This window comes from Paraburkholderia jirisanensis, assembly GCF_054782355.1.
The window spans coordinates 182,393-207,756 of the sequence record NZ_BAAGSQ010000030.1 but is presented as its reverse complement, the minus strand read 5'-3'; the positions used below and the strand labels follow the sequence as shown (position 1 = coordinate 207,756).

The window sequence follows — 25,364 nt, the reverse complement described above, 5'->3', positions numbered from 1 at the left end:
GCAATGGTTTGACCCGCTGACGTCAATCCGCTTACTGATCGTTACCCTTGATCAAATCCGCTGTCGCCGGCGCCAGGAAACCGAACAGCGCATTCGACTGCGCTGCTTGACCGGAGAACGACGTGAAGTAAAGTTGCGCGGCTGGCGCGGCCGCCGCATCCAGGTTCGCAGGCGAGACATTGCCAGGCGCGATGCCGCGCAGACCCGGGATCACCAGCGTCTTTCCCGTCGCATCCTTCATCTCGCCGTCGAACTTCCCGGTAGCGAAATCAAACGCCGCGATCACGCCGCTGGACTCACCATTGTCGGTACCCGACTGCGCGACGAGCAGGTCATGACTGAAGCGGCCGAAGTCGAGCGGTGCCAATGCGACACCGTAAGGCGCGTCCATGAAATCGCCGTGCTCAAGACGCGCGAGCAGGATGCCCGACGCTGAAAAAACATCGACATACCCGAGGCCAGGGCCCGATGCCGGCGACGTGCTCCTTCTGTCCGGATGAAACGCATAGGTCACGACAATGTCGTTGCCGATCGCCTGAACGTTGTACGGCGAATAACCTCCCGGCAGACGATCGTCGACAAACGGTTCGCCGTCGGCGTAGAAATGGTTGCTGTCAAAGCGCAACGGCCCGGCATCGCCGCGCGGCAGCCTGACTGGGCGGAACGTCGAATCGTACGTATCGATACGGTTGAGGCCGAAATTCGCCGCGTACAGGATGCGTTTGCCGTTCACGAACGCGCTGGCAATCGCGGGATAGATCGATCCGGGCGCACCGGTTGCAACAATTTCCGCGTGATTCGAAACGGGCGTCGGACCTGTCACAGCGCCGACCGCCGGGTTCCACGCCGCGATCGCGCCGTCAAGTGTGCTGAACAGGAACGCGGCCGGCTTGCCGCCTACCAGGAAGTCCGTTGGACTGTTGTTGGAGATCGCGCCGGCAGGTGATCCAGTCGAAGCTATTCCCGGCTGCGCCGCGCGCGCCGGCGGTACGGTAACGACCAGCGGGTTCTTCGTGCCGTCGCCGATGTATAGCGTACTGAAACCCGAAGTCGAATCCGATACCCACCATTCGCTGCTCGAAAGTCGCGAAAATCCCATCGGACCGCTCAATTGCGAATCGACAAGGGGTGCTGCGCCCGCCGTGCTCGAAACGAGGTTCGTTTGCACATAGCTTTGAGCCGACGCGGTTCCCATCCACAACGACATGGATAGCGATGCTGCGCTCAACAACTTTAACTTCGTATTCACGGTTTAACTTCCTTGAAGGCAGGGAGATTGAAAGACAACAACAAGCGGGCATGCATGAAATGACATGCATTGCCCGCGCACGCGCCCGCAAGCGTGAAGTCAGGGGAAAAATTTATTGTTGAAAGGCTTGGGCCTACGCACCGAAGGACAACAGATTTTCGATGTCATTCAGAAAAGTGGCAGGCGGTATTTGAGCACTTGCTCTCAGGCGAAAGCGGGCATGCCCGAAGATGAAGCGACTTTAGCGAAACGTGACGGGCACGATTTCACTTGCGCAGTTCTGTGGACTGCATCGCGAAGAGACCCACGGAGCTGGCAACGTTTGATGCGACAGAAAGGTCTGGCCGCAGCCACGACCAGGCGGCGTCGCTGCGGCTCACTCCCAGAGAGGTAAGGAACGTGCCCTTACCTCTTCAAGCCCGGTTCCGGTTATAAACATCCAGAAACACCGCTGCCAGCAACACCATCCCCTTGATCACCTGCTGGTAATCAATACCAATGCCCATGATCGACATGCCGTTGTTCATCACGCCCATGATGAAAGCGCCGATCACCGCGCCCACCACCTTACCCACGCCCCCCGAGGCCGATGCTCCGCCAATGAAGCATGCCGCGATCACGTCGAGCTCAAAGCCGAGGCCAGCCTTCGGCGTTGCCGTGTTCAGTCGCGCCGCGAAAATCACACCCGCCACGGCCGCCAACACACCCATGTTCACAAAGGTCAAAAAGGACAGCCGCGCAGTGTTCACACCCGACAAACGCGCCGCCTTCTCATTGCCGCCCAGCGCATAAATACGCCGACCGATCGTCGTGCGATTGGTCACAAACTGGTAGATCAAAATCAGAACGGCCATCAAGATCAATACATTCGGCAAGCCCTTATACGTGGAAAGCAGCCAGACCAGATAAGTGACAGCCCCCGCGAACAAAATGTTCTTCACCACGAAGAACGCAACCGGTTCGACCTCCATATCGTGCGCCTGCGCCTTGCGGCGCTTGCGCATCTCCGCCGCGACCAGCCCCAGCGCCAGCAGGATGCCCACGATCAGGGACAGCACCCGGACGTCCGTGCCGCCGAACGGATCGGGCAGAAAGCCCGTACTGATCCGCTGAAATTGCAGCGGGAACGGCCCGACCGATTGGCCTTGCAACAGCGCAAGTGCAAGGCCCTTGAAAATAAGCATCCCTGCCAGCGTCACGATAAACGACGGAATGCGCGCATAAGCCACGAACCAGCCCTGCCCCGCACCGATCAGCGCACCCGCGAGAATCGCCACGATGATCGTCGGCACCACAGGCCACGAATACTGCACGATCAGCACCGCGGCCAGGCCGCCGATAAAGCCGCTGACCGATCCGACGGACAGATCGATATAGCCGGCCACAATCACGAGCAGCATGCCCAGCGCCATCACAATGATGTAGCTGTTCTGCAAAACCAGATTGGTGATGTTCAACGGCTGCATCAGCACGCCGTCGGTCTGGTACTGGAAGAACCCCATGATGACGACCAACGAGAGCAGCAGGCCGTAGTCGCGCAGATTGTTCTTGAGAAAGCCGAGTTTCATGAAATGGCCTTGATTCGATGTAGTAGTTCACGCATGACCGGCGTTCACGATGGCGCGCATGATGCGTTCCTGGCTCGCTTCGTTCCGATCGAGCTCGACCACGAGCCGACCTTCGTTCATCACGTAGATGCGGTCGCACATGCCTAGCAGCTCCGACATTTCGGAAGAAATCATCAGGATCCCTTCGCCCCTGCGCGCCAGCTCGTCGATGATGGTGTAGATCTCGTATTTGGCCCCGACATCGATACCCCGCGTGGGTTCATCGAGAATCAGCAGACGCGGCTTCGTGAACAGCCACTTGCTCAGCACGACCTTCTGCTGATTGCCGCCCGACAGATTGACCACCCGTTGCTGGATGCCCGAACTGCGAATGCGCAACGATTCGCGATACTGCTGCGCAACCTTGGACTCGGCGTGTTCATCGATCACACCGTGGTCGGACACTTCGGCGAGGTTGGCGAGCGACACGTTTTTGCGGATTTCCTGCTCGAGGATCAGGCCATACCCCTTGCGATCCTCGGTCACATAGGCAATGCCATGCTTGATGGCGCGGCCGATGGTCGATACATCTACGGTCTGGCCGTCGATCAGCACCTGTCCACTGATGCGCCGGCCATACGAGCGCCCGAAAATACTCATGGCCAGTTCGGTGCGGCCCGATCCCATCAGTCCCGCAATGCCGACCACTTCGCCCTTGCGCACGTTCAGGTCGATGCCCTTGATGACCTCGCGCTCCGAATACTGTTCGTGGAACACATGCCAGTCGCGTACTTCGAAGATCACTTCGCCGATCTGCGGCACGCGCTGCGGATAACGGTGCTCCATGTCACGGCCGACCATGCCGCGAATAATGCGATCCTCGCTGATCTCGCTTGTGGCGCAATCGAGTGTCTCGATCGTGCTGCCGTCGCGAATGACGGTAATCTGATCCGCAACCTGGGTAATCTCGTTGAGCTTGTGCGAAATGAGGATGCAGGAAATCCCTTGTGCCTGGAGTTCCAGCAGCAGTTTCAGCAGCGCGGCGCTATCGGTCTCGTTCAGACTCGCAGTGGGTTCGTCGAGGATCAGCAGCTTCACGCGCTTTGACAGCGCTTTGGCAATTTCCACCAGCTGTTGCTTGCCGACGCCGAGCTTGCCGACGATCGCGTCGGGTGACTCGTTCAAACCCACGCGCCGCAGCAATTCTCGCGTGCGCTTATGCGCCGCGTGCCAATCGATCACCCCGCGTTGCGCCTGTTCATTGCCGAGGAAAATGTTCTCGGTGATCGAGAGCATCGGCACCAAGGCCAATTCCTGATGAATGATGATGATGCCGCGCTCTTCGCTTTCACGGATGTCCGAGAAGCGTTGCAGCTGCCCTTCGAAGTGGATTTCCCCCTCGTAGGACCCATGCGGATACACACCGCTCAGCACCTTCATCAGAGTGGACTTGCCCGCGCCATTCTCACCGACGACCGCATGGATTTCTCCAGCCTTGACCGTCAGATTGACGTTATCGAGTGCTTTAACACCCGGAAACGTCTTGGTGATGCTGCGCATGGACAGGATGGTCTCGTCCGCCACGCCGTCTCCTGGATTTGTCGTGTTTTGCAGGGGCCGCTCGCCGGAGCGCGCCTGGCGTCTCCGGCGACAGACTTGACTTCGATACCGGCTTACTTGATCTGCTCTTCCTTGTAGTAGCCGCTATCAACCAGGATCGGCTTCCAGTTGGAGCCATCCACCAGTACCGGGTTGAGCAGATACGACGGCACGACCTTCACGCCGTTGTTGTAGGTCTTGGTGTCGTTGACCTCCGGCTGCTTGCCTTGTGCCATTGCGTTGATCATCGCAACCGTCACCTTGGCGAGCTGACGCGTGTCCTTGAACACGGTCGAGTACTGCTCCTTGTGCAGGATGGACTTGACCGAAGGAATCTCGGCGTCCTGTCCGCTGACGATCGGGCACGGCTGCTGAGCCGTGCAGTAACCCACACCCTTGACCGACGACAGAATGCCGATGCTCAGACCGTCATACGGGCTCAGCACGGCGTCGAGCTTGGCATTGCCGTAGTAAGCCGACAGCAGATTGTCCATCCGGGCCTGGGCGACGGCGCCATCCCAGCGCAGCGTACCGACCTTGTTCATGCCGAACTGCTTGCTGCGCACCACCAGCTTGCCGCTTTTGATGTACGGATCCAGCACGCTCATCGCGCCGTTATAGAAGAAGAACGCGTTGTTGTCGTCGGGCGAACCACCAAACAGTTCAATATTGAACGGGCCTTTACCCTGTTTCAGACCGAGCTTGTCGACAATGGATTGCGCCTGCAGTACGCCGACCTTGTAGTTGTCAAAGGTCGTGTAGTAATCGACATCGGGCGAGTTCTTGATCAGGCGATCGTATGCAATGACCTTGATGCCGGCATCGTGTGCCTTTTTGAGCACATCGGTCAGGGTCGTCCCATCGATTGCAGCGATCACCAGCACCTTCGGCTTCTTGGTGACCATGTTCTCGATTTGCGCGAGCTGGTTCGGAATATCGTCGTCGCCATACTGGAGATCGGTGGTGTAACCCGCCGCCTGCAGATCCTTGACCATGTTATCGCCATCGGCGATCCAGCGCGCCGACGACTTGGTCGGCATGGACACAGCAACCAGCCCCTTGCTCTCGGCATGCGCCACACCAATCATTGGCAGCGCCATGACCGCAATCAGGGTTTTCAAGAACAGACGTTTCATTGGTATGTCTCCTTCGGTGTATGAATGAGTGCCGTTCTGGCCGCGGTCCAGGCGGGCGTATTGTTTAGAACACCGCGGTTTAATCTTGACGTGTCTGTGCCAGGCCCGAATATAGGTGGTATCGATGATGGAACGGAACTCGGCTTCATCAAAGCCCCGCTCGCGCGCATTCAAGCGTGCATCTGTTCGTCGTACAAATTCAGCATGTACTGAAGACCCAAACGGCATTGGGAAAAGGCATTGGCGGCCGACCCGGCGCCCCTTGCTGTAATTCGTGTCTCCCGCTTCGGTCTCGCTCGTTTTGATTTTTTCCCTTAGGTGGGTTGCGCGCCAGTCTACGTCCGGCGTCGCTATGCGTCCATTATAAAAAGACCCTGGCATCGTTAACAAATTTGGTATGGCCCGTTTCACTATGTACGCTGGACTCGCTGCACTGAAATCGGGCAGGTGATGCCATGTCTAAATGGTGGGATTTTGTTTGGTTGGTTTTATTTAGGTATCCGCTCCTGCGCCGCATTCGGAAAACGTCCGATCGCCTACGTCACCCGAGGCGCTCATCGTCACCGGGCGGGGCATGTTCGTGGCTGCCGCCTGGCAGCGCAAACTGGAAGACCGCGCCGCTGGGCACGTTTGGCTTCGCGCACAGCTGTCCTCCGTGCGCTTCGACGATCGAACGACAGATCGACAAGCCCATGCCCAAGCCACCCGCCTTGGTCGTGTAGAACGGATCGAAGACACGCTCACTTCCTGCTGATGGCAATCCTGGCCCCGAATCCGAGACGGCAATCGAAACGCACTGCGATGCATCTGCGGTCGTGCTGATCTGCAAATCGCGTGGCCCCCCGTGCATCGCGCTCATTGCGTCGATGGCGTTCACGATCAAATTGAGCATCACCTGTTGCAATTGCACGCGATCCCCGAGAACAGGCGGCAAGCGATTTCCTAGTACTGCCTGCAACGAGACAGCATGCTTCGCAGCTTCCCCACGCGTGAGTTCAATGACCTCGCGGACTGCCTCGTTGATGTCCACGCTGTCCTTGTGCGGCGGCGCTTTCTCGACATGTTCGCGAATCCGGCCAAGAATATCGCCGGCTCGCTTCGTGTCATTCACAATGCGATGAAGCGCCTGCTGGACCTCCTGCAAGTTGGCTGGCTGCGCGCCGAGCCAGCGTATGGCGGCCGCGGCGTTGGTTGACGCCGCGCTAATCGGTTGCTTGACCTCATGCGCGATCGAAGCCGTGAGCTGCCCCAGCGTGGCGACTCGATTCGCGTGCGCGAGCTCCATCTGCACCTGGCGTAGCTCCGCCTCTGCCCGTTTGCGTTCGCTCAGATCCAGTATGAATGCGACGCCCTGGTTCCCATTTTCTTCGAAGCTCGCTGGGCCGACGAGCACGGGCACCAGACTGCCGTCTTTCCGCAAGTATTCCTTCTCGAACGGTTGCGTGGCCCCAGTCAACTTCAGCTCATCAAGGACCCGTGCGTCGCTGTCACGCCATTTGGACGGCGTCAGGTCCGTCGTCCAGCGTATGCGACCCGCGATCAGGTCCTCGCGGTCGTAACCCACGATGCGCAGGAACGCGTCGTTCGCCTCCAGAATTCGGCCTTCGAAATCCCAGAGGATGATGCCGATGATATTGGCCTCTACGAGGCGCCGGATCTTCGCCTCGCGTTCGGCCAGATCGCGGTACAGGCGTGCATTCTCCAGGGTGATCGCGGCCTGCGAGGCCAGCAGCTTCAGCAGTGCGATGCGACCCGGTGCGAAGGTGTGGGAAGCGAGATTGTTCTCGAGATACAGTGCGCCGATAAGCTTGGCCTGGTTGGTCAAGGGCAAGCAAAGAATAGAGCGCGGCTGGCGCTCCTTGATGTACGGGTCTGCGGCAAACGATGTCTCTATCGTCGCATCGTCGAGAATCAGGCTATCCTGGGTGCGCACAACGTAGTGCAGAACCGATTCCGGCAACACGGCCGCTGTCACGGGTGCATCGCACCTTTGCACGATGACCGTGTCTCCGCCAGTCGTGGCTTGCGCCGCGACATGCTGTTCAGTGCCTTGCGCAAGCATCAACAGGCCGCGCTCGGCACCCGCGTACTCCAGTGCCGCGCGCAGGCACTTGTCGATCAGTTTGTCCAGGACAATCTCACCCGACACCGCCTGCGAGACATTAATCACCGTCGCGAGGTCGAGCTGTTCGACCGATGCCGCAACCGTCCTCGTGGGAGCGAGTACGGTCTCTTCCGTTTTCAGGTACGGATATATCTTGTCGAGTTGCCGCACCTTCCCGTCGGCACCCCAGCGGGTATAGCAGTAACGGGCTTCCTTCAGGTAGGCTCGCGAAGTCGTCTGAAATCCGCGTGTCGCATAAAACCGTGCGGCAAGTTCATTGGCGAGCGCCTCATTGTGGACAAAGTCGTTGGCGCGCGCTGCGCGGATGGCCTGTTCGTAAAGGTCCATGGCGTCCAGCGCGCGGCCTTCAATCCGGGCGATCTCCGCAGCGACCAGCGCGGCGCGGTTCTCGAAATTGTCGGGGCAATTCCTGGCCCACACCTGAAGCTGACGGTGATGTGCGGTGAGGGCTTCAAAGTGCTGCTGCCGCGACATGACTGTTTCCATGTCCCAACATGCGGCGTGCGTCAGCGCGCCATAAAAGTGATACTCCGCCGTTTCTAACACCGACGGCGAAGCTTTCACCCACGGTTGCGCTCTGAATGACGCATCGGCCGCCGCCGCATATTCGCCTGCCAAAAAGCGCGCCTGCAGCTTGCGTATCCAGTACCAGCATTCGACAGCGGCCAATGTCGGATGACTTGACAGATTGCGCTCAAAATCGAGCTCGTTGAACCGCCCATCATCAAACGAGCCGAACTCCGTCGTGAGACCGCGTAGCGTCCGGATAAGCCCGAGCTGTCCGGTGATCCAGGCGACGATCGCGCCGAACCCTAATTTGCCTGCGAACTTGAGGCTGCGCTCCGCTTCGCGTTGTGCCTCGCAGAGCGGATCGCCCGCCAACAGAAGGTTCGTGTTCAGTTGAGCGCAGGCGTAACCCGCATAGGTCAGATCGCCAGTCCGGTTCGCGAGTTCAAACGCGCTCAGTAGCAGGTCGCGTCCTGTCCGGACATGCTGGGTCCAGGCGCAGACGAAGCCGAATGTCTCGACTGTCCTCGCCTGGAAACGCTTGAGTTCAGGTTTTTCGGAGAGTTCATAGCCGAGCCGGGAAAATCGAAATCCAGCGTCATAGTTGTCGAAGTAGGGCCCGGCCAACATCGCCAACAGCTCATAGGCCACACATGAGGCATCGCTGTGGCCGTGCTCAAGACTGAGGTTGACAGCCCGGCAGACCGCCAGCGAAAAAAACTGCAACGTGGTCCCGAAGTACGCAGGCACCGCCACTCTTATCAGGAGCTCTACGGTTGCCAGCGCGTCGGGGTCGCTCATCAAGGGCAGTTGATGAAGCTCCTCGATCGTACGGCTGCCGAGCTGCGACCAGATCCGCTCGTATTCGCGGCTCGCCTGTTCTTCGGTTGGATGCGACGGCCAATCAATGCCAAGGTGGCGCAGGGAGTCGAGACCGACGGCGACGGCGCGGTCGTTCTGATCGGTGGTCATGTACAAATCGATCCGCAAACATGCCACTGCTGAGCGTTGGACTGTGGTACCCGCACGCGTTGACAGCGCCGCCAGGCGCGCCTCCGCTTCCGTCAGCGCGCCCGTCGCGAACTCAGATTCGGCGCGCTGCAGCTCCAGTGCGAAGCTCAGTTCTTTCCGGCGCTCCCAGGCATCTTCCGGTAGCAAGGCCGCACCGGCGGCGAGGTAGGTCAGCGCCGACGCATAGGCGGCCGAAGCCTTGGCGCGCTGACCTGCGATCAGATTGAGCTCGGCCAGCTGCTCGCGCTCGTCCTGCGAGGCGATTAAGGCCGCGCCCCGGTTAAGGTGGTTGACGACGTCGAAGATCGCCTCCTCCTGCTTCTCAGGAGGCGTATGCGCTGCGAGCAGTCTGCCTACCTTGAGGTGCACCTCGCTGCGCCGTTCCGGCGGGATCAGCGAATAGGCTGCTTCCTGCACGCGATCATGCACGAACCGGTAGGCGCCCGCCAGGCGCTCGGCCAATTCCTGACGGACTGCGGGCCATAGCGCCGCGTGGACCTGCTCCTCCGGTGTCTCGAAAACGATCGAAACGGTCGCCACCTCGGCTACGTTGCCGAGACAAGCCAGCAGCGGCAGCGCCGTTTGCGTTTCGGCCGGCAAGCGGGAGAGCCTGTCGACCATCAGGTTGACGACGTTATCGGTGTATTGCTTGGCGCGGATACGCTCGACATCCCAGGACCAGCGCGCAGCTTCATGATCGAAGGCAAGCAGGTCCTCTTCCGCGAGCGCGTATAGAAACTGAATGACGAAAAACGGATTGCCACCCGTCTTCTCATGCACCAGTTGCGCGAGCGGTGCGGCATGCCCCCGCTCGCAGCGAAGCGCGTCCGCAATCAACTGTCGCAGATGCGGTTCGGCGAGCGGTGCCAGCACAATCTGTGCGACGTTGCCGCCGGCAGCCTTGATGGCTTCGAGTTTGCGCATCAGCGGATGGTCGACCGTGACTTCGTTGTCGCGATAGGCACCGATCAACATGAGATGCTGTAGATCGGACCCGGTCAAAAGACCGTAGAGCAGATCGAGCGTCGCCGCGTCGAGCCATTGCAAGTCGTCGAGAAAGAGCGCCAGCGGATGTTCGGCTCGGGCGAAGACGCCGATGAAGCGCTGGAACACCCATTGGAAACGCCGTTGGGCTTCCTGTGGCGGCAGCTCGGAGACCGGCGGCTGCTCGCCGATGACAAACTTCAGGTCGGGGATGATGTCGACCATGAGGCTTCCGTTCCGGCCCAGCGCGTGTAACAGGGCGTCGCGCCAACCGGTGAGCTCGGCGTCGCTCTTGCCGAGCAGAGACCTCACAAGACCCTGGAAAGCCACGGCAAGCGTCGCATAGGGTATGTCGCGCTTTAACTGGTCGAACTTGCCTGCGGCAAAGAGTCCGCGCGGCGGCACCAGCGCTTTGTGCAGTTCGTTGACGACCGCGGACTTGCCAATGCCCGCATAGCCGGAAACTAGCATTAGCTCCGGCGTGCCGCCTTTTACGACGCGATTGAACGAAGCGAGCAAAGCTTCGACTTCGCGCGCCCGCCCGTATAGTTTCTCCGGGATCAGCAGCCGGTCAGGCGTGTCCTGTTGCCCCAGTGGAAACATCTCGATGTGACTGCGGGCTTCCCACTGCGTGAGGCACCGCTGCAGATCACGCTCGACGCCGCTCGCGGTCTGATAGCGCTCCTCGGCGGTCTTGGCGAGCAGCTTCATGATGATTGCCGAGACCGGAGCGGAAACCGCCCCCAACCGATCGCCAGGCGGCACCGGCTTGCGTGCGATATGGCAGTGTACCCACTCCATCGGGTCAGCCGCGGTGAACGGCAGGGTGCCGGTGAGCATTTGATAGAGCGTGACACCGAACGCATAGAGATCGCTGCGCGCGTCGATGGAGCGGTTCATGCGCCCGGTTTGTTCGGGGGACATATAGGCGAGCGTGCCGACGATGGTCTCCGGCGGGTCGGGCGCCTGCCGCTCGCGAGCCAGGTGTGAGGCGATACCGAACCCGGTAAGCCGCACCTCACCATTCGTATTCACAAGAATATTGCCTGGCTTCAGATCTTTGTGGAGCAGGCCACGCTGGTGCACCTTGCTGAGCGCGGTGACGATGCCGATGGCGATGCGCAAGAGGCGCCCCACTTCCAACGGGGCCGTCAAGAGACTGGCGAGCGGCTCGCCGCCAGGATCCTCGAGCAACAGCAGGGTTCGATCGCCTTCGCGCAGCAGTTTCAGCGGCCGCGCGGCCCACGTCGATTCCAGCTCGTCCTTTAGACCGTACTCATGCACCAGGCGCTCGAGGGTGGCAAGTGTCGGATATTCGGAGCTTGGCCGTACGGCCAGCACGGCGTTCTGCGCGCCATCAATCTGCCACCCGGTCCGGCAAAGCGTGCACTCGCCGTCGTCCCATAAAACCTGGAACCCGCTCCCCCCATGCGCACCGAACTGCTGAGACGGACCCACTGAAGGCCTCCATCGCCAAGCCGGTTGCTGCCGCGAAGCGGAAAAGCGCTTTATACACGTCGGCCCGACCGGTAAGAGTCTAGTCTGCCATAGGTGAGTACAGCACGAAAGGTTTGGCACTCGACGGCAGGGTATGGTCGTACTCCAAACGCTGATGGCCCCGACCTCGCGGGCCGCGAGCAGCAACTCGCCGACTGGACCGTTCGCACCGCCAACAGCATCTCCGCCCGCCTCTGTGCCGAGAAAGCCAACCCGGCCACCCGCTCTCCTGGCTGCGTTCCTGGGTCAGTGGTGCGCATAGATTGTGCGATTCAAATAGGCAATCTCACCATCCTGCTGCGCTTTGACGAGTTCCTCATAAACCTGCGCGCGCGTCTTCCGGGCCGCGGTTTCAGGCTGCCATCCTCCTACCTGGGCAACGGCCGTTTGCGCGGTCTGGCTTACCGACCCATCGCGTGGATCGTTCGCCACTCGCGCCTGTGCACTGGCGCACGACGGCAATACAGCGTTCACGCTCAAGCACACGACGATTATCAGTTTCGTATAGCTACTCATCTGCAATCTCCTTTTGCAAGCAGTTTCATTTGAAACGGTCGCGGCGCCGTTGCACCCGTTCAAGTGCCCAGAATTGCAGCTAACTTTGCTTGCTCTCACGCGCGGCCTCAACAACAGCCGCATGAAACTAATTTCATTTTTATTTCAGCCTGCGTCTCGCGCTGGATGTGGACGCGCGTTCCGGCGCCTCGCACAACCCCGGTTTCTGTTGTTTCGACGGTGACAGGCCCGGGCTCACTGACCCAATTCGGCATACGCGTCGCGCGCGATTCCCGGCATTTTTCGAAATTCTCAGTTTTCGAATGCGTCGCTTGCCAGCGAAATTGGCTTTTTAGACTTACACGCGGTTTCGCCTTAGGTCTTCGTACCGTCGGGCACAGGCCGTTTCAATTAATCGATGATCTGCACTCCCTTTTTCCTCGAACCCGAACGAATAACACTACGATGAAACAACCCCGATGGAAGCTGTTGCTCATCCCGCTGATGCTGGTTTGTAGCGGCGCCTATGCTCAGAGCAGCGTCACGCTGTACGGCCTGATCGACGAAGGCATCAACTTCACCAACAATGCCGGAAACGGCTCCGCCGTCCAGATGCACAGCGGCAATGTCTCGGGCAGCCGCTGGGGTATCAAGGGCAGCGAGGACCTGGGCGATGGGCTCAGCGCAATCTTCACCCTCGAAAACGGCTTCAACGCGAGCAACGGTGCGCTTGGGGAAAACGGCCGCCTGTTTGGGCGGCAGGCTTATGTCGGACTGGCATCCACCCGCTATGGCACGCTGACCTTCGGACGCCAGTACGATCCGACGGTCGATCTGTTCAGTTCGATCACCGCAGCGGGAAATTGGGCAGGTGATGCCGGCGCGGTACCGTTCGACAACGACAACGCCGACTGGGATTTTCGCGTCAATAACTCGGTCAAGTATGTGACGCCGAACTATCGGGGCTTCACCGGCGAAGCGATGTACGGGTTCAGCAACAGTGCGGGCGGATTTCAGGACAATCGGCTGGTTAGCGCTGCCGGGCAGTATCAACGTGGCGGCCTGACGGCGGAAGCTGCCTACATGCGGATCGATCATCCCGGCGTCGGCACAAACGGCGCGGTGACCGACGATGCGACCTTCACCGGCTCATCGCAACAGAACATCGACGCGGGCGTTGCGTACAAATTCCAGAAGGTACAGGTGGCCGCCGCGTACTCGCAGACCTCTGTCGACGGGCCGGTCAGCAACACGTTTCTGAGCGGCAACATCATGCCGGCGAACGGCGGTGCGTGGACACGCTGGAAGTTCGACAATTTCCAGTTGAACGGCCAGTATTTCCTCCGGCCCGACTTCTGGCTAGGCGGGTCCTATACCTACACGCTCGGCAAACTGTCCACTACGGCCGGCAACTATAGTCCGCGCTGGCATACGGTTGCGCTGATGCTCGACTACGATCTGAGCCCGCGCACGTCGTTGTACGTGCAAGGCGCATGGCAGCATGTGGAAAGCGCTCACACCGGTACGCAGTTCGACGATGCACAAAGCGAACTGGCGCCGAGTGCGTCGTCGTCGCCGAATCAGCTGGTCTATCGCGTGGCGATGACGCACCGGTTCTAACGCCACTTTGCAATGGTGGTAGCGCCGCTACGCGAGTCCGGGCCGGCTGAGCCGACCCGGACACCGACAGCTTTGCTCGACTTTGATGTCTGCCTTGCGACGCCGAAGCCCCCATCGAGCAGTTTTACCGTTTCTACCGGGGGTAGCGGAAACTCCGGATGTCTTCTTCGCGAGAAGCCAACCCATGAATCGAACGCCATAGTTAGCCTTGGTAGCAGTCGCACTGTCGCCAGGTCCGGTGCAATGGTCCAGCGCTCGCGATTGATCGCACTCAGCCGCACAACGACCGGCTCAGTTCGACCCTTCTCAGACACTCGAACTCTTCGTTCAAGTGTCGTTGACCGCTGAGAAGCGGACGCTCGCATAGCAAGACACGTCGGTCAAGCGAGACGCTTTGCCTCTCTAGTGTCGCAAAGCAGCCAGACTTCGCTGCAGCGCGGACTGGTCTACTGGTTTGACCATGTGATCGTCAAAACCCGCAGCCCGCGAACGCTGACGGTCTTCAAGCTGACCGTAACCGGTGATCGCGATCAGCCGGATAGATTCAAGGTTGGGCAGTGCGCGAAGCTTCTGAGCCAGTTCATAACCGTTCATGCCCGGTAGTCCGATATCGAGCAATGCGACATCGGGACGGAAAACTTCGGCGCACCGGATCGCCTCATCGCCGCTGTAGGCGACTTCAGGCGTATGCCCCTGTAGCGCGAGCAGCATCGAAAGCGAATCTGCCGCGTCGTGATTGTCGTCGACCACCAGCACTCGCCACGGATGGACCTCCACATGAGGTGGGTGGGTTGTCGCGCGCGCTGGCCGGGCGATCCGTGGCAGCCGGATTTCGAATGTCGCGCCCTGACCGGCGCCGGCGCTGCGAACGCTGATCGTCCCTTTGTGCATGTTCACCAGCCGCTTGACCACGGCGAGACCAATTCCAAGCCCGCCTTGAGCCCGATCCAGCGTGCGTTCGCTTTGAACGAACAGATCGAACACGCGCGGCAGCAACTCGGCTGAAATTCCGGAGCCGTTGTCTGAAATGCCGATCACGGCGCTCGCGTCATCTGGCCGTGTCCATACGCGGATCACGCCGCCCGGGTCTGTGTATTTCACAGCGTTCGTGAGAACGTTGCCCACGCATTGGACCAGGCGAACCATATCGCCCTCGACGAACAACGGTTCGTCGCTTGTGGTGGTCTCGACGGTAAGCGTGTGCCGCTTTTCGCGCAACCGCGCTTCCACCATCTCCACACCCTGAGCGACCACTTTCGCGAGATCCACCGGTGCGTGCTGCAACGTAACCCGGCCCTGGGTGATGCGTGAAACATCGAGAAGGTCGTCTACCAGCCGTGTCATCTGCGCCGTCTGCCGTTTGATGATGCCGATTGCCGGCTGCACCTGCGCATCATCGCGGATCACGCGTGACAACAACTCGCCAGCGTTGGCGATCGGCGCGAGCGGATTGCGAAGCTCGTGTGCGAGCATCGCCAGAAACTCGTCCTTTTGACGGTCGGCAATACGCAGCGCCTCGACGCCGTGCGCGCGTTCCTCGGCTTCCTGATGACGCGATATGACGATCGCCGCGGATTGCACCAGCCGTGTCGCCAGTTCAACGTCGTGAGATGTGGGCTCGCCCGGCTCCTGTCGGTAGATGGCGAACGTGCCGACCACCCTCCCAGTCGACGTCTCGACGGGAAACGACCAGCAGGCACGATAGCCCTGCTGTCGCGCGAGCCACACCCACTCCTTCCACAGAGGATCGGTGTTCACATCGGCAGTGATGACAGCCTCCCGGCTGAATGCGGCCAGGCCGCAGGCAAGCGAGTCCGCAGCAATCCGAAAGCCCTCGACGGCGTGGGCATATTCATCGGGCATACCCGTGACGTGCCGCAGTTCAGTCTGCTCTGCGTTGGCGATATAGAACGCGCAGCGTGCCTCGCCATGCATTTGTTCGACCACAGCATGGGCGAGAATCCCGAGCGAGACTGCGAGCGGCGCGTTGTTTACCGCCGCCTGGAACGCCTCCTTCTGAGCGGTCAACCATGTTGCGGTATCGCGCAACACTGTTTCGACGCGTTTGCGCTCGGTCATATCGACCGCCATGCCGAACCATTCGACTACCGTACCGGACGCGTCGAAGACCGGAATCGCACGGGACAGCGTCCAGCCTTGTGAACCGTCGACTCGACGTACACGATGCTCGAGTTCGAACCTGCTTTTGTTGCGAATAGCCTGCTCGATGCAGGCCAACACCCTGGGTCGATCTTCCGGCTCGATATAGCGCTCAACCCAGGTCGACGTTGCATCTCTCGTGTCGGCGATAAAATTTCTGCCGTGCAGAAAGCGCATTTCGGTCCAGTCGGCATTCATCGAATAGACCGCATCGGATGATGCGCTGACCAGCGCGCGGAAACGCTCATCGCTGTTTCGGCGCAGTGCAGTGAGTTCGAGCAATGCGTTGATCCGGGCAACCAGCTCGCGCGCAGAGAACGGCTTGACGAGGTAGTCGTCAGCGCCCGATTTCAAGCCGTCGACGCGTGCCTCTTCTCCTGCGCGTGCCGAAAGCAGAATGACCGGTACATCGAGGAGCTGCTTGTCGGTCCGGATCGCCTGCAGCAGACGAAGACCATCGAGCCGCGGCATCATGATGTCGGCAAGAACAAGATCGGGCCGTTGCCGGGTCGCTGCCTCCAGTGCTGCGATTCCGTTGTCGACCACCTCGACGTCGTATCGCCCGGCGAGAAGTTGTCGTACATAGGCGCGCATGTCGGCATTGTCGTCGGCTACCAGCACGCGAGGCCTTCTGTGATCTGAATTCAACGGCCGATCTGCAACTGGAATAGCGTCAGGCACGACGCCCAAGGAATTGGCCAGCGTATCGGTAGCGCCTTCTGGAACCCAACGAAGCGCTTCCTCCACAAAAGATTGGGCGCTCATCGCAGTGGCGTGTGCGGAGGCTGCCGCTTTTAGCCGATCGGGAGCCAGGTGTGCCGAGCCTAGCGGTAGAGCGACGCGAAAGGTGGTGCCGCTAGCCAGCTTGCTGACCACCGTGATTGAGCCTGCATGAAGCTTGACCAGTTCCTGAACCAGCGCCAGCCCGATTCCAGTTCCCTCCTGAGTGCGGCCGGCACTTCCTTCGACACGATGGAAACGCTCGAAGATACTGGCCAGTTCGTGTTCAGCGATACCAATACCCGTATCGCTCACCTCTAATATCGCCTGACGCTGCTGGACACGCAGCCGTACCGAAATCCGTCCCTTGAGCGTGTACTTGAAGGCGTTCGAAAGCAGGTTGAGAACGATCCTTTCCCACATTTCCCGATCGACGTAGACCGACTCCGCTAGCGGCGGGCAATCGACGTCGTAGGCCAGACCGCCGCTTTCCACCGCGGATCGGAATGTACTGGCGAGTTCACGCGTCAGTCTGGCCAGATCGGTTGGCTCGTAGGATGCCTGAACGCGGCCCGCCTCGATGCGAGAAAAATCGAGCAGGGTGTTGACCAGCCGCAGCAGCCGCAATGCATTGCGATGTGCAAGATCGAGGCTGATACGTGCGTGCTCAGGAAGGGCTGGATCTGAAATGAGCTCAGCGACGGGACCCAGCATCAGCGTTAAAGGCGTGCGGAACTCGTGACTGACGTTCGAAAAGAAGGCCGTCTTCGCACGGTCGATCGCGGCCAGAGCCTCGGCTCGCTTGCGCTCTTCCTCGAGCGCTCGCGCGTTGCGGATCATCGTGACGACCTGGGACGCTACCAGCTCAAAAAAACTGCGATAGCTGCTGTCGAGGACGCGGTGCGGACTGAGGCCGCAAATGAGCACACCGTAAGCGTGAGGCCGGTCGGGTGAAGCGAGGGGTAGCACGATAGCGGACTGCGTTGCCTCGTCCCACGCACTTCGCGGCAGTGTGTCCTGCGGCTGCGGCAGCTGCGGCACGATCTCGACGCGACGCTCGCGTGCGGCGGCATGGATTCGCCAGAGGTCGTCTGCGGCTTCATTGCCAAGCTCGAGCCGGGCGGGCGCGAGCCGGTCGAGCAACTGCAGATCGACGCCCGCGCTGGCTACCCGGCTTGCGTATGTGCCTTCGTCATCGATCAGATAGAGCAATGCGAATGGCAGATCCCAATGGTTCTCCTTGAGCACCGCGGCGACATTGACACACGCCTGCTCGACGGTCTGAACGTCAGACAGCCCGCGCGAGCCCAACTCCCGAAGCGTACGCAGCTGGCGGTCGGCATGAACCTGCTCGGTAATCTCGGCAACCGTTGCGAGCACACCGCCGATGCCGCTCTCGACAGACTGGTCTGGAACCGGGCTATAAGCGAGCCTGAAATGCGTTTCCTCGCGTGGTACATTGCGCTCGATCAGCACGGCGATATCGTCGCTGACCGATGCTGGGCCGCCGCGAAAAGGCCGCTCGGCCATCGGGCCAAGTATGTGGAAAACCTCGCTCCAGCAGTCGGAAAAACGCTGCCCCATCGCACGGGGGTGCTTCGCGCCAAGCACGGGCCGGTACGCGTCGTTGTAAATCTGTACGAACTCCTCGCCCCACCACAGCAGCATCGGAGAATGGTTGTGCAGTACCAGCGATGCGGTCGAACGTAGTGCCTGCGACCAGGTTTCTACTGGCCCAATTGCCGTGCTAGCCCAATCGACTGCGCGAGCAAGCGCGCAAGCCTCGCCTGGACCGGCCAGACATTCCGCACCCACTTGCGACTCGCCGCGAGAGTGGTGCATTTGACTGGATCGAGCTTCCGATAACATTCGTTGTACCCCTCCGGAGGGGGCCTCGCTATGTCCACGTCTATAGGATAAAAGGACAAGCGGAAATTCGGCAATCTCAACTTTCGTGCGGCAATACAACCGCGTTGTGACCAGTCCGGCGGAGCGCAAGCACGCCGGGTTGCATCTGACCATTATGGCCGCGCCGAACTCCCTTCGCAAAGGCCAGAAAGCTCATCATAACCGCCAGTCGTAACCTTCTGTAATCAGGGACATTGATTAATTCGCGAACTACGACATGCCGTTTCCGCATGAGTAGATGCGTGAGTTTTGTCAGACTGGAATGCCGAAAATCAAATCTCTAAACAGAGCGTGGTTACCTCCCTTTGCAATGCGATGGCCCCGAACTTCCGGTGAGTAATGTGCACATGCATCTTCAGCGGCACGTTTCTGCTTGGGTCGATAACCGCGGCAGGCGCTGCGCCGTCGTGGTGCGTACCACCTAATCTCGCAAGGAAGTTCACGTGAAATCCCTAACACGCCTGGCGGCAACGCTATTGGCACTGAGTTGCTGCTGCCCGCTAAATAGCAACGCGCAGGCTCAACTGCATTACACCACTTCATGGATCGGTAATTCGTTCGGTTTCGGTGACGGCAAATGGATGCAGCAAGACATCCAGGCTATTAGCGTCGCACCAGACGGCACTGTATATACAAACTCGCCGTGGGACGAAGCCGGCAGTGAAATTGCCGCGTACAAAAACGGCGACAAGCTTGGTCTCGCGGCAGCCACGCACGGCTGGGGCGCAGCAGGCGGCGATGCGATCACGTCTAACCGCTCGTATATTTATGCCGCGATGTCCATCGGCAATTCGAACGGCGGTCTGGTCGGAGCCGACTATCCGCCGGCTGGCGAGAGCTGGTTCGGCATCACCCGTCGAACCGCTGGAAGCATCGCCAAGGGCGCACCGTTTGCCGGCGGCATCGCCAACAGTGCGAATGCCAGCAAGAATAGCTTCCTGATGATCGACACCGTTCCGTTCGGCACCGATGCCGGCATTCGAGGGCTAGCCGCGAGCGACACCGAACTGTACGTATCAGACCAGTACACTAACCAGATTATCGTGTTCGATGCGAACACGATGCAGCGCAAGCGCTCGTTCAACGTCACTTCGCCTGGTCGACTCACACTCGATAAGGACGGCACGCTGTGGGTTTTAACCGGTGCGTTGGCCGGACGTGGCGCCGTAGCACACTATTCGCCGACGGGCGCCCCGTTGGCCGGAGCGCCCGTGTTACCCGTCAACGCAGTACCGACCGATGTCGCGATTGCGCCATCGGGTCAGCTGTGCATCGCTGACAACGGTCCGACGCAGCAGATTCTGGTCTACAACAAGACCGCTGGCGGACAGACGCAGCAGGCAGCGTCGATCGGCACCGCGAACGGAATCTTCCACGGCGTGGCGGGTACCACCGGCATCGGGCGCTTCAACGGCATCACCGGCATCGGTTTTGACTCAGCGGGCAATATCTACGTTGGCCAGAACGGAGAGGGGCCGCGCACGCTAGCGTCCGCATCAGTCGGCTCGGGCGCGGTGTTACAGAGCTTCGCTGGTATGTCGCGCGCGCTTAGGTGGGAACTCGACGGGCTACTGTTTGTGGACGGTGCGATGTTCGATCCGGCTTCGCCCAACACGATTTACACCGGCTCTAAAGTCTTTACCATCGACTGGAGCAAGCCGGTTGGTCATCAGTGGGCCTACTCGGCGTTCACCGTCAACCATCTCTGGTATCCGGGCGACCCATCGATCAACCTGGGTCGCAAGGTTCGCGGTCAACCCATGCTGCGACGTCTGAACGGCAACAGGCCTTATCTGTACACGCTCGATCCGTATTCGCATGCGCTATTCGTGTACCGGTTCGACAGCATCCACAGCAACATCGCCATTCCGTCAGGCATGTTCGCAGAAATCCCCATCACCGGCGGGTTCCCGGCGGGACAGCCGGCAGTGGGTGAATGGATGTGGCGCGATGCAAACGGCGATGGCGCCCTTACCACCGACGAACTCACAAGCAATCCGTCTGTCGGTAGCAAGATCGGGAATAGCTTTATCTGGGTCGATACGCTTGGCAATCTCTGGTTCGGCACTCCTTTGAGCGGAGTGCGAGAGCTCCCGCTGCAAGGGTTCGACTCCGTTGGCAACCCGGTTTACCGCTACACCGCCGCCAGGACTTACGCGATGCCCGCGCCGTTCACACGTATCGGCCGCGTGCTGTATGTCCCGGAGACTGACACGATGTATATCTCCGGCTTCACCGCGGCGATCCCATGGGACGCGTCTCGCTGGAAGGAAGCAGGTCCAGTACTCGCGCGTTACGACAACTGGAGCTCAGGTACTGCTACGCCGCAATACGTGATCTCCCTTCCGTGGAATACCCAAGCCAACCCGCCGGTGACCACCGTGGGAGTTGCGATCGCTGGCAACTATCTGTTTGTCGCCGAGCTATACACGCAGAGAATCACCGTGTACGACTCGCGAAGTGGCCAGATGGTCGGCTACATGACGCCGGACGCAAACGTCGGCAAGACAAGTGGCCAGGTGGATGTAGAGCTCGGCATCAGCGCGACGTTACGCGCGAACGGCGAATACGACATCCTCGTCGAAGACGACGCACGAGCAAAAATTCTGATGTACCAGTGGAAGCCTTAAGTGTTGATTTGCACCGGAAACTGATTCCCTGGGGATGCGGACAAAATCTTGGACTACCTGGAGGTAGTCCATGTATTCATACGAAGACCGCGTTCGGGCGGTCGAGCTGTACCTGAAACTCGGGAAGCGCATCAAGGCGACCATCCGTCAGTTGGGTTACCCGACGAAGAATTCTCTTAAGGCGTGGTGTGCGGAATTCGAGAGCAGTGGCGATCTGCAGAAGGAGTATGTTCGCGGAAAGCCGAAGTATTCAGAGAAACAGAAGAACGTAGCACTCGAGCACTACGTTAACCACGGACGCTGCTTCGCCTTCACCCTCAGGGCATTAGGCTATCCCTGTCGCCAGATACTGACGGCGTGGGTTCGCGAGCGCTATCCGGAAACCAGGAGATGCGTGGTTGGCAAGGCAGGTCGACCGGCCGCGTCATTGGAGTCCAGGCAGGCCGCGGTGTACGAACTATGCACACGTGAAGGCAGTGCGCTGGCGTTGGCGCGACAGCTGGACGTCGACAGGGTGACGCTGTACAACTGGAAGAACCAGTTACTCGGCCGAGAGGCCCCCGCATCCATGAAACGCGACAAGCGATCACCTGCAGAGACGGATCGGGACGAACTGGCGCGGCAGGTCGAAGGGCTCCGGCGCGACATTCGCAATCTGCAGCTTGAACACGACCTGCTGAAGAAGGCGAATGAACTCCTAAAAAAAGATCTGGGCGTCGACCTGCCACTCCTGAGCAACCGGGAGAAGACGACGCTGGTTGACGCCCTGAGAGAAGAATACGGTTTGGCTGAGTTGCTTGCGCGGTTGGACCTGGCGCGCAGCTCCTATTTCTACCATCGGTCGCCCATACGGGTTGCCGACAAATATGCGGAAGTCCGTCGTACCGTTGCAGAGATCTTCGAGGACAATCACCGATCCTACGGCTATCGTCGGGTGCAGGCAGCGCTCGGCCGACAACGTGTGTTTCTATCGGAGAAAGTCGTGCGTCGCCTCATGAAACAGGGCGGTCTCCATGCAGCCAGGCCCAGGCGGCGCCGATACCGTTCTTATATCGGGGAAATCAGCCCCGCCCCAGATAACATCATCAATCGCGATTTCCGTGCCGACGCGCCCAACGAAAAGTGGGTGACCGATATCTCCGAGTTCCAGATTCCTGCGGGGAAGGTATATCTGTCGCCCATGATCGACTGCTTCGATGGCATGGTGGTCAGCTGGTCGATTGGCACGAGCCCTGACGCAGAGCTCGTGAATACCATGTTAGATGCGGCTATTGAGACCGTGACTGAAGAAGATAAAACGCCGATCGTGCATTCCGATCGGGGTGGCCACTACCGTTGGCCTGGCTGGCTATCGCGGGTTGCAAAGGCTAATCTGATTCGATCCATGTCGCGGAAAGCCTGTTCCCCAGACAATGCGGCGTGTGAGGGATTCTTCGGCAGGCTGAAAACCGAGATGTTCTACCCAGGAGACTGGCGTTCGACAACCATCGCGGAGTTCGTTGCGGTACTGAACGCCTACGTCCGCTGGTACAACGAGAAACGGATCAAGGGCTCCCTTGGCTATCTCAGCCCCATCGAGTACCGTGAAAGCCTCGGCCTAACGACATAAAACAGTCCAAGAAAATAGCCGCATCCCCCCTATTGCATCTAAAATCGACCCGCCCCTGATGTGTTGAGACATCGACCTGGGGCGTTTTTTCTTCCTTTTTTTGAGGTCTAGCTGAGGTTTTTTCGGGTCCTATAGCGGTCGCTGGCAGCTCAACCTGCAAAAAGCGGAATTACGGTTCACTGATGGTGAACCAGAAATCGAATTTGTCGAATAGCGCGAGCATGTCCTTGAATTTCTGGCGGTTGCCGACGAACTGCACCTTGCCGCTATCCGCGAGATTGCCAAGCTTTAGATTTCCCAGAGCAATATCATCCAGCGTAGAGCGGTCAAGCGTAATAGTCGCATCCGCGTTCGACAGCGTCTTTCCCTTGCCGTAATTCATCACGCCGTCTTCGATTGTCAGCGAGTAGTGCTCTTTTATGTCGGGGAAGATTACGTTGAACGCGTAGTGCTGATCCCCGGCGCGCGGACCATTTAAATGTATCGCCATAAAGTCGAGGAACATTTCCGTCGTCATGCCCCGAATGATGTCGGGTGACGAGGTATTGGGTGTCGCCACCTTCTTGACGCCGCCGCGCAGTTCCTGCGCGCCGCTCAGATAGAAGTTGCGCACCGGCCCCGATTCCGCCTGGTATCCGAGCTGTTCGAGCGCGTCCGCTTCCAGCTGGCGCGCTTCCCGATTGCCTGGCTGAGCAAACACGAGTTTGTTCGTAATGGTCGCGGCCCAGCGGTAGTCGCCCTTCGCGAACGCTGCACGTGCATTGGACATGATTCTGTCGGCGCCGATCAGCTCGACGTACTTCTTCGCTTCGTCCGCCGGAGGCAGCGGATCCAAGTCGGCCGGATTCGCGTCCCACCATCCCAGATATAGCTGATAGGTCGCCCGCACGTTATGCTTCAGGTTGCCGTAGTAGCCGCGATCATAGAACTCCTTTGCCAATGAGTCCGGCAGCACGAACTGCTCGGCAATCTCGTGCATCGTGAGGCCCTGATTGGCCATACGCAACGTCTGGTCATTGATGTACCTGTAGAGATCGCGTTGCTTCTTCAGATGTTTGACCACGCGGTCATTGCCCCACTGCGGCCAGTGATGGCTGCCGAACGATACCTGCGCTTCACCGCCCCATAAATCGATGGTCTGATCGAGGTAATACGACCACTTCTGCGCGCTACGCACTTTCGCGCCACGTAAGGTCAGGATGTTGTGCAGCGTATGATTCGCGTCCTCCGCTAGATCGAGCGCCTTGAATTGCGGGAAATAGAACAGCATTTCCGCCGGCGCTTCGGTGCCGGGCGCCATCTGGAACACAACATCGATGCCGTCCACTGTCAGCTTCTCGCCTGTCTGCTCGATCACTTTGCTCGGTTCGAACAACGTGATCGAGCCAGAAGCAGTCGTTATGCCAAGACCGCCACCGACATTGCCGCGCGGATCTTTCGGCAGCAGGTTGCCGTACATGTACGACGCCCGACGGCTCATCACATTGCCGGCAAACACGTTTTCGCTGACAGCCTCTTCCATGAATCCCTTCGGGGCGATTACCGGAATCTTGCCTGCACGGACGTCTTTCTCGTCGACAATGCCACGAACGCCGGCAAAGTGATCAACGTGGCTATGGGTAAAGATCACGGCTGACACGGACAGTCGCTCGACCTTGTCATTGATCAGGTCGTAGGCAGCTTTTGCGGTCTCCGTCGAGGTGAGCGGATCTATCACGATCCAGCCCGTCTTGCCACGAATGAACGTGATGTTTGCAAGGTCGATATTGCGTACCTGATAGATGCCGTCGACCACTTTGAACAGGCCGCGGATCGCGAGAATCTGAGACTGCCGCCAGAGACTCGGATTGACCGTTGCGGGCGCCGCACTCGTGCTTTTCAGAAAGTCGTATTGCGAAAGATCGATGACGACGTTACCTGCATCGCCCTTGATTACCGGGCTCGGCAGATCGGCGATGAAGCCCCGTCTCGCGTCCTCGAAATCCTGTTGATCGGCAAAATTGAGGTAGCTACGTAGCTTTTCGTTTACCTGGATGGTCGCGGACGTCGCATCCTTCGATGTTTGCGCGAACGCCGGACTTTGCATCGCCAAGGCGACAGGAATGTAAAGTCCAGCAAGCAGTTTCGCAGCACGCATCGTGTCGCCTCCACAAGGTAGTAGCATGACCACACCTTGATCGCCCTCTCACCCGGCCTCGGACAGAATTCGTCAAGCGACAACGCTGACGCTTCACGAGTCTGTACAGGCGAATGATAAAGAGCATAGAAGGGATGTGATATTGGACCTTCGTCCAATACGGGACGGCGTCAGGCAGAGCAGCCATGGGAAACATTCAGGCCAAGATAATTGAAATGAACACCGGATGTGCCAAGTTTTTCTTGTGCTCCGAAACGGCCAGCTGCATCGGGCGGGAAGACCGTTGACGGACATCGGGAGCGGCTTGCAAATGGCCGTTTCTGTAGAGATGCGGCATCGAGGTCTCGTGACGCTTTACCCATGCGTCATCTGTTCAGCGACTGAAGCGTGGTCCGCGATAACGCGAAGTTTGTAGCTGCCGATTGCGACG

The 25,364-nt window shown here is 59.4% G+C and carries 11 protein-coding genes; 3 read left to right on the top strand and 8 right to left on the bottom strand.

The features are described 5' to 3' along the window. Nucleotides 1-31: 31 nt before the first annotated feature. The 6 genes from ACYVNQ_RS30750 to ACYVNQ_RS30725 form a co-directional block, all read right to left on the bottom strand. A complete protein-coding gene (locus tag ACYVNQ_RS30750; protein ID WP_460908096.1) occupies nt 32-1,249 on the bottom strand; it encodes a TIGR03118 family protein in 1,218 nt (405 codons plus the stop codon). A 413-nt stretch (nt 1,250-1,662) separates the two neighbouring features. Then, complete coding sequence (mmsB, locus tag ACYVNQ_RS30745) at nt 1,663-2,817, bottom strand: multiple monosaccharide ABC transporter permease (protein WP_460908094.1); 1,155 nt, start codon at nt 2,815-2,817, stop codon at nt 1,663-1,665. Nucleotides 2,818-2,844: 27 nt separating this feature from the next. Further along, complete coding sequence (gene mmsA / locus ACYVNQ_RS30740) at nt 2,845-4,356, bottom strand: multiple monosaccharide ABC transporter ATP-binding protein (RefSeq protein WP_460908509.1); 1,512 nt, start codon at nt 4,354-4,356, stop codon at nt 2,845-2,847. A 113-nt stretch (nt 4,357-4,469) separates the two neighbouring features. Continuing rightward, nucleotides 4,470-5,531 carry a multiple monosaccharide ABC transporter substrate-binding protein gene (gene chvE, locus ACYVNQ_RS30735; protein WP_460908507.1) on the bottom strand — a complete coding sequence of 354 codons (1,062 nt, stop codon included), beginning with the start codon at nt 5,529-5,531 and terminating at the stop codon, nt 4,470-4,472. A 541-nt stretch (nt 5,532-6,072) separates the two neighbouring features. Further along, complete coding sequence (locus ACYVNQ_RS30730) at nt 6,073-11,616, bottom strand: trifunctional serine/threonine-protein kinase/ATP-binding protein/sensor histidine kinase (protein ID WP_460908091.1); 5,544 nt, start codon at nt 11,614-11,616, stop codon at nt 6,073-6,075. Nucleotides 11,617-11,901: 285 nt separating this feature from the next. Beyond that, the gene (locus ACYVNQ_RS30725; RefSeq protein ID WP_460908089.1) at nt 11,902-12,171 is read right to left on the bottom strand and encodes a DUF4148 domain-containing protein; all 270 of its coding nucleotides are present in this window, start codon (nt 12,169-12,171) and stop codon (nt 11,902-11,904) included. Nucleotides 12,172-12,615: 444 nt separating this feature from the next. Between ACYVNQ_RS30725 and ACYVNQ_RS30720 the strand changes: the two genes are divergently transcribed. Continuing rightward, on the top strand, nt 12,616-13,770 hold the full coding sequence (locus ACYVNQ_RS30720) for a porin (protein WP_460908087.1): 1,155 nt from the start codon (nt 12,616-12,618) through the stop codon (nt 13,768-13,770). 402 nt (nt 13,771-14,172) lie between these two features. On the opposite strand, the gene ACYVNQ_RS30715 is transcribed toward ACYVNQ_RS30720, so the two are convergent. Beyond that, nucleotides 14,173-18,318, bottom strand: coding sequence for an ATP-binding protein (locus tag ACYVNQ_RS30715; RefSeq protein WP_460908085.1), 4,146 nt, complete (start codon nt 18,316-18,318; stop codon nt 14,173-14,175). 683 nt (nt 18,319-19,001) lie between these two features. Between ACYVNQ_RS30715 and ACYVNQ_RS30710 the strand changes: the two genes are divergently transcribed. Further along, the gene (locus ACYVNQ_RS30710) at nt 19,002-21,188 is read left to right on the top strand and encodes an NHL repeat-containing protein (protein WP_460908083.1); all 2,187 of its coding nucleotides are present in this window, start codon (nt 19,002-19,004) and stop codon (nt 21,186-21,188) included. A 70-nt stretch (nt 21,189-21,258) separates the two neighbouring features. Further along, on the top strand, nt 21,259-22,797 hold the full coding sequence (locus ACYVNQ_RS30705) for an IS3 family transposase (protein WP_460908081.1): 1,539 nt from the start codon (nt 21,259-21,261) through the stop codon (nt 22,795-22,797). Between the two features lie 169 nt (nt 22,798-22,966). Here ACYVNQ_RS30705 and ACYVNQ_RS30700 read toward each other — a convergent pair whose 3' ends face one another. Further along, nucleotides 22,967-24,934, bottom strand: coding sequence for an alkyl/aryl-sulfatase (locus tag ACYVNQ_RS30700; RefSeq protein ID WP_460908079.1), 1,968 nt, complete (start codon nt 24,932-24,934; stop codon nt 22,967-22,969). Nucleotides 24,935-25,364 lie beyond the last annotated feature (430 nt).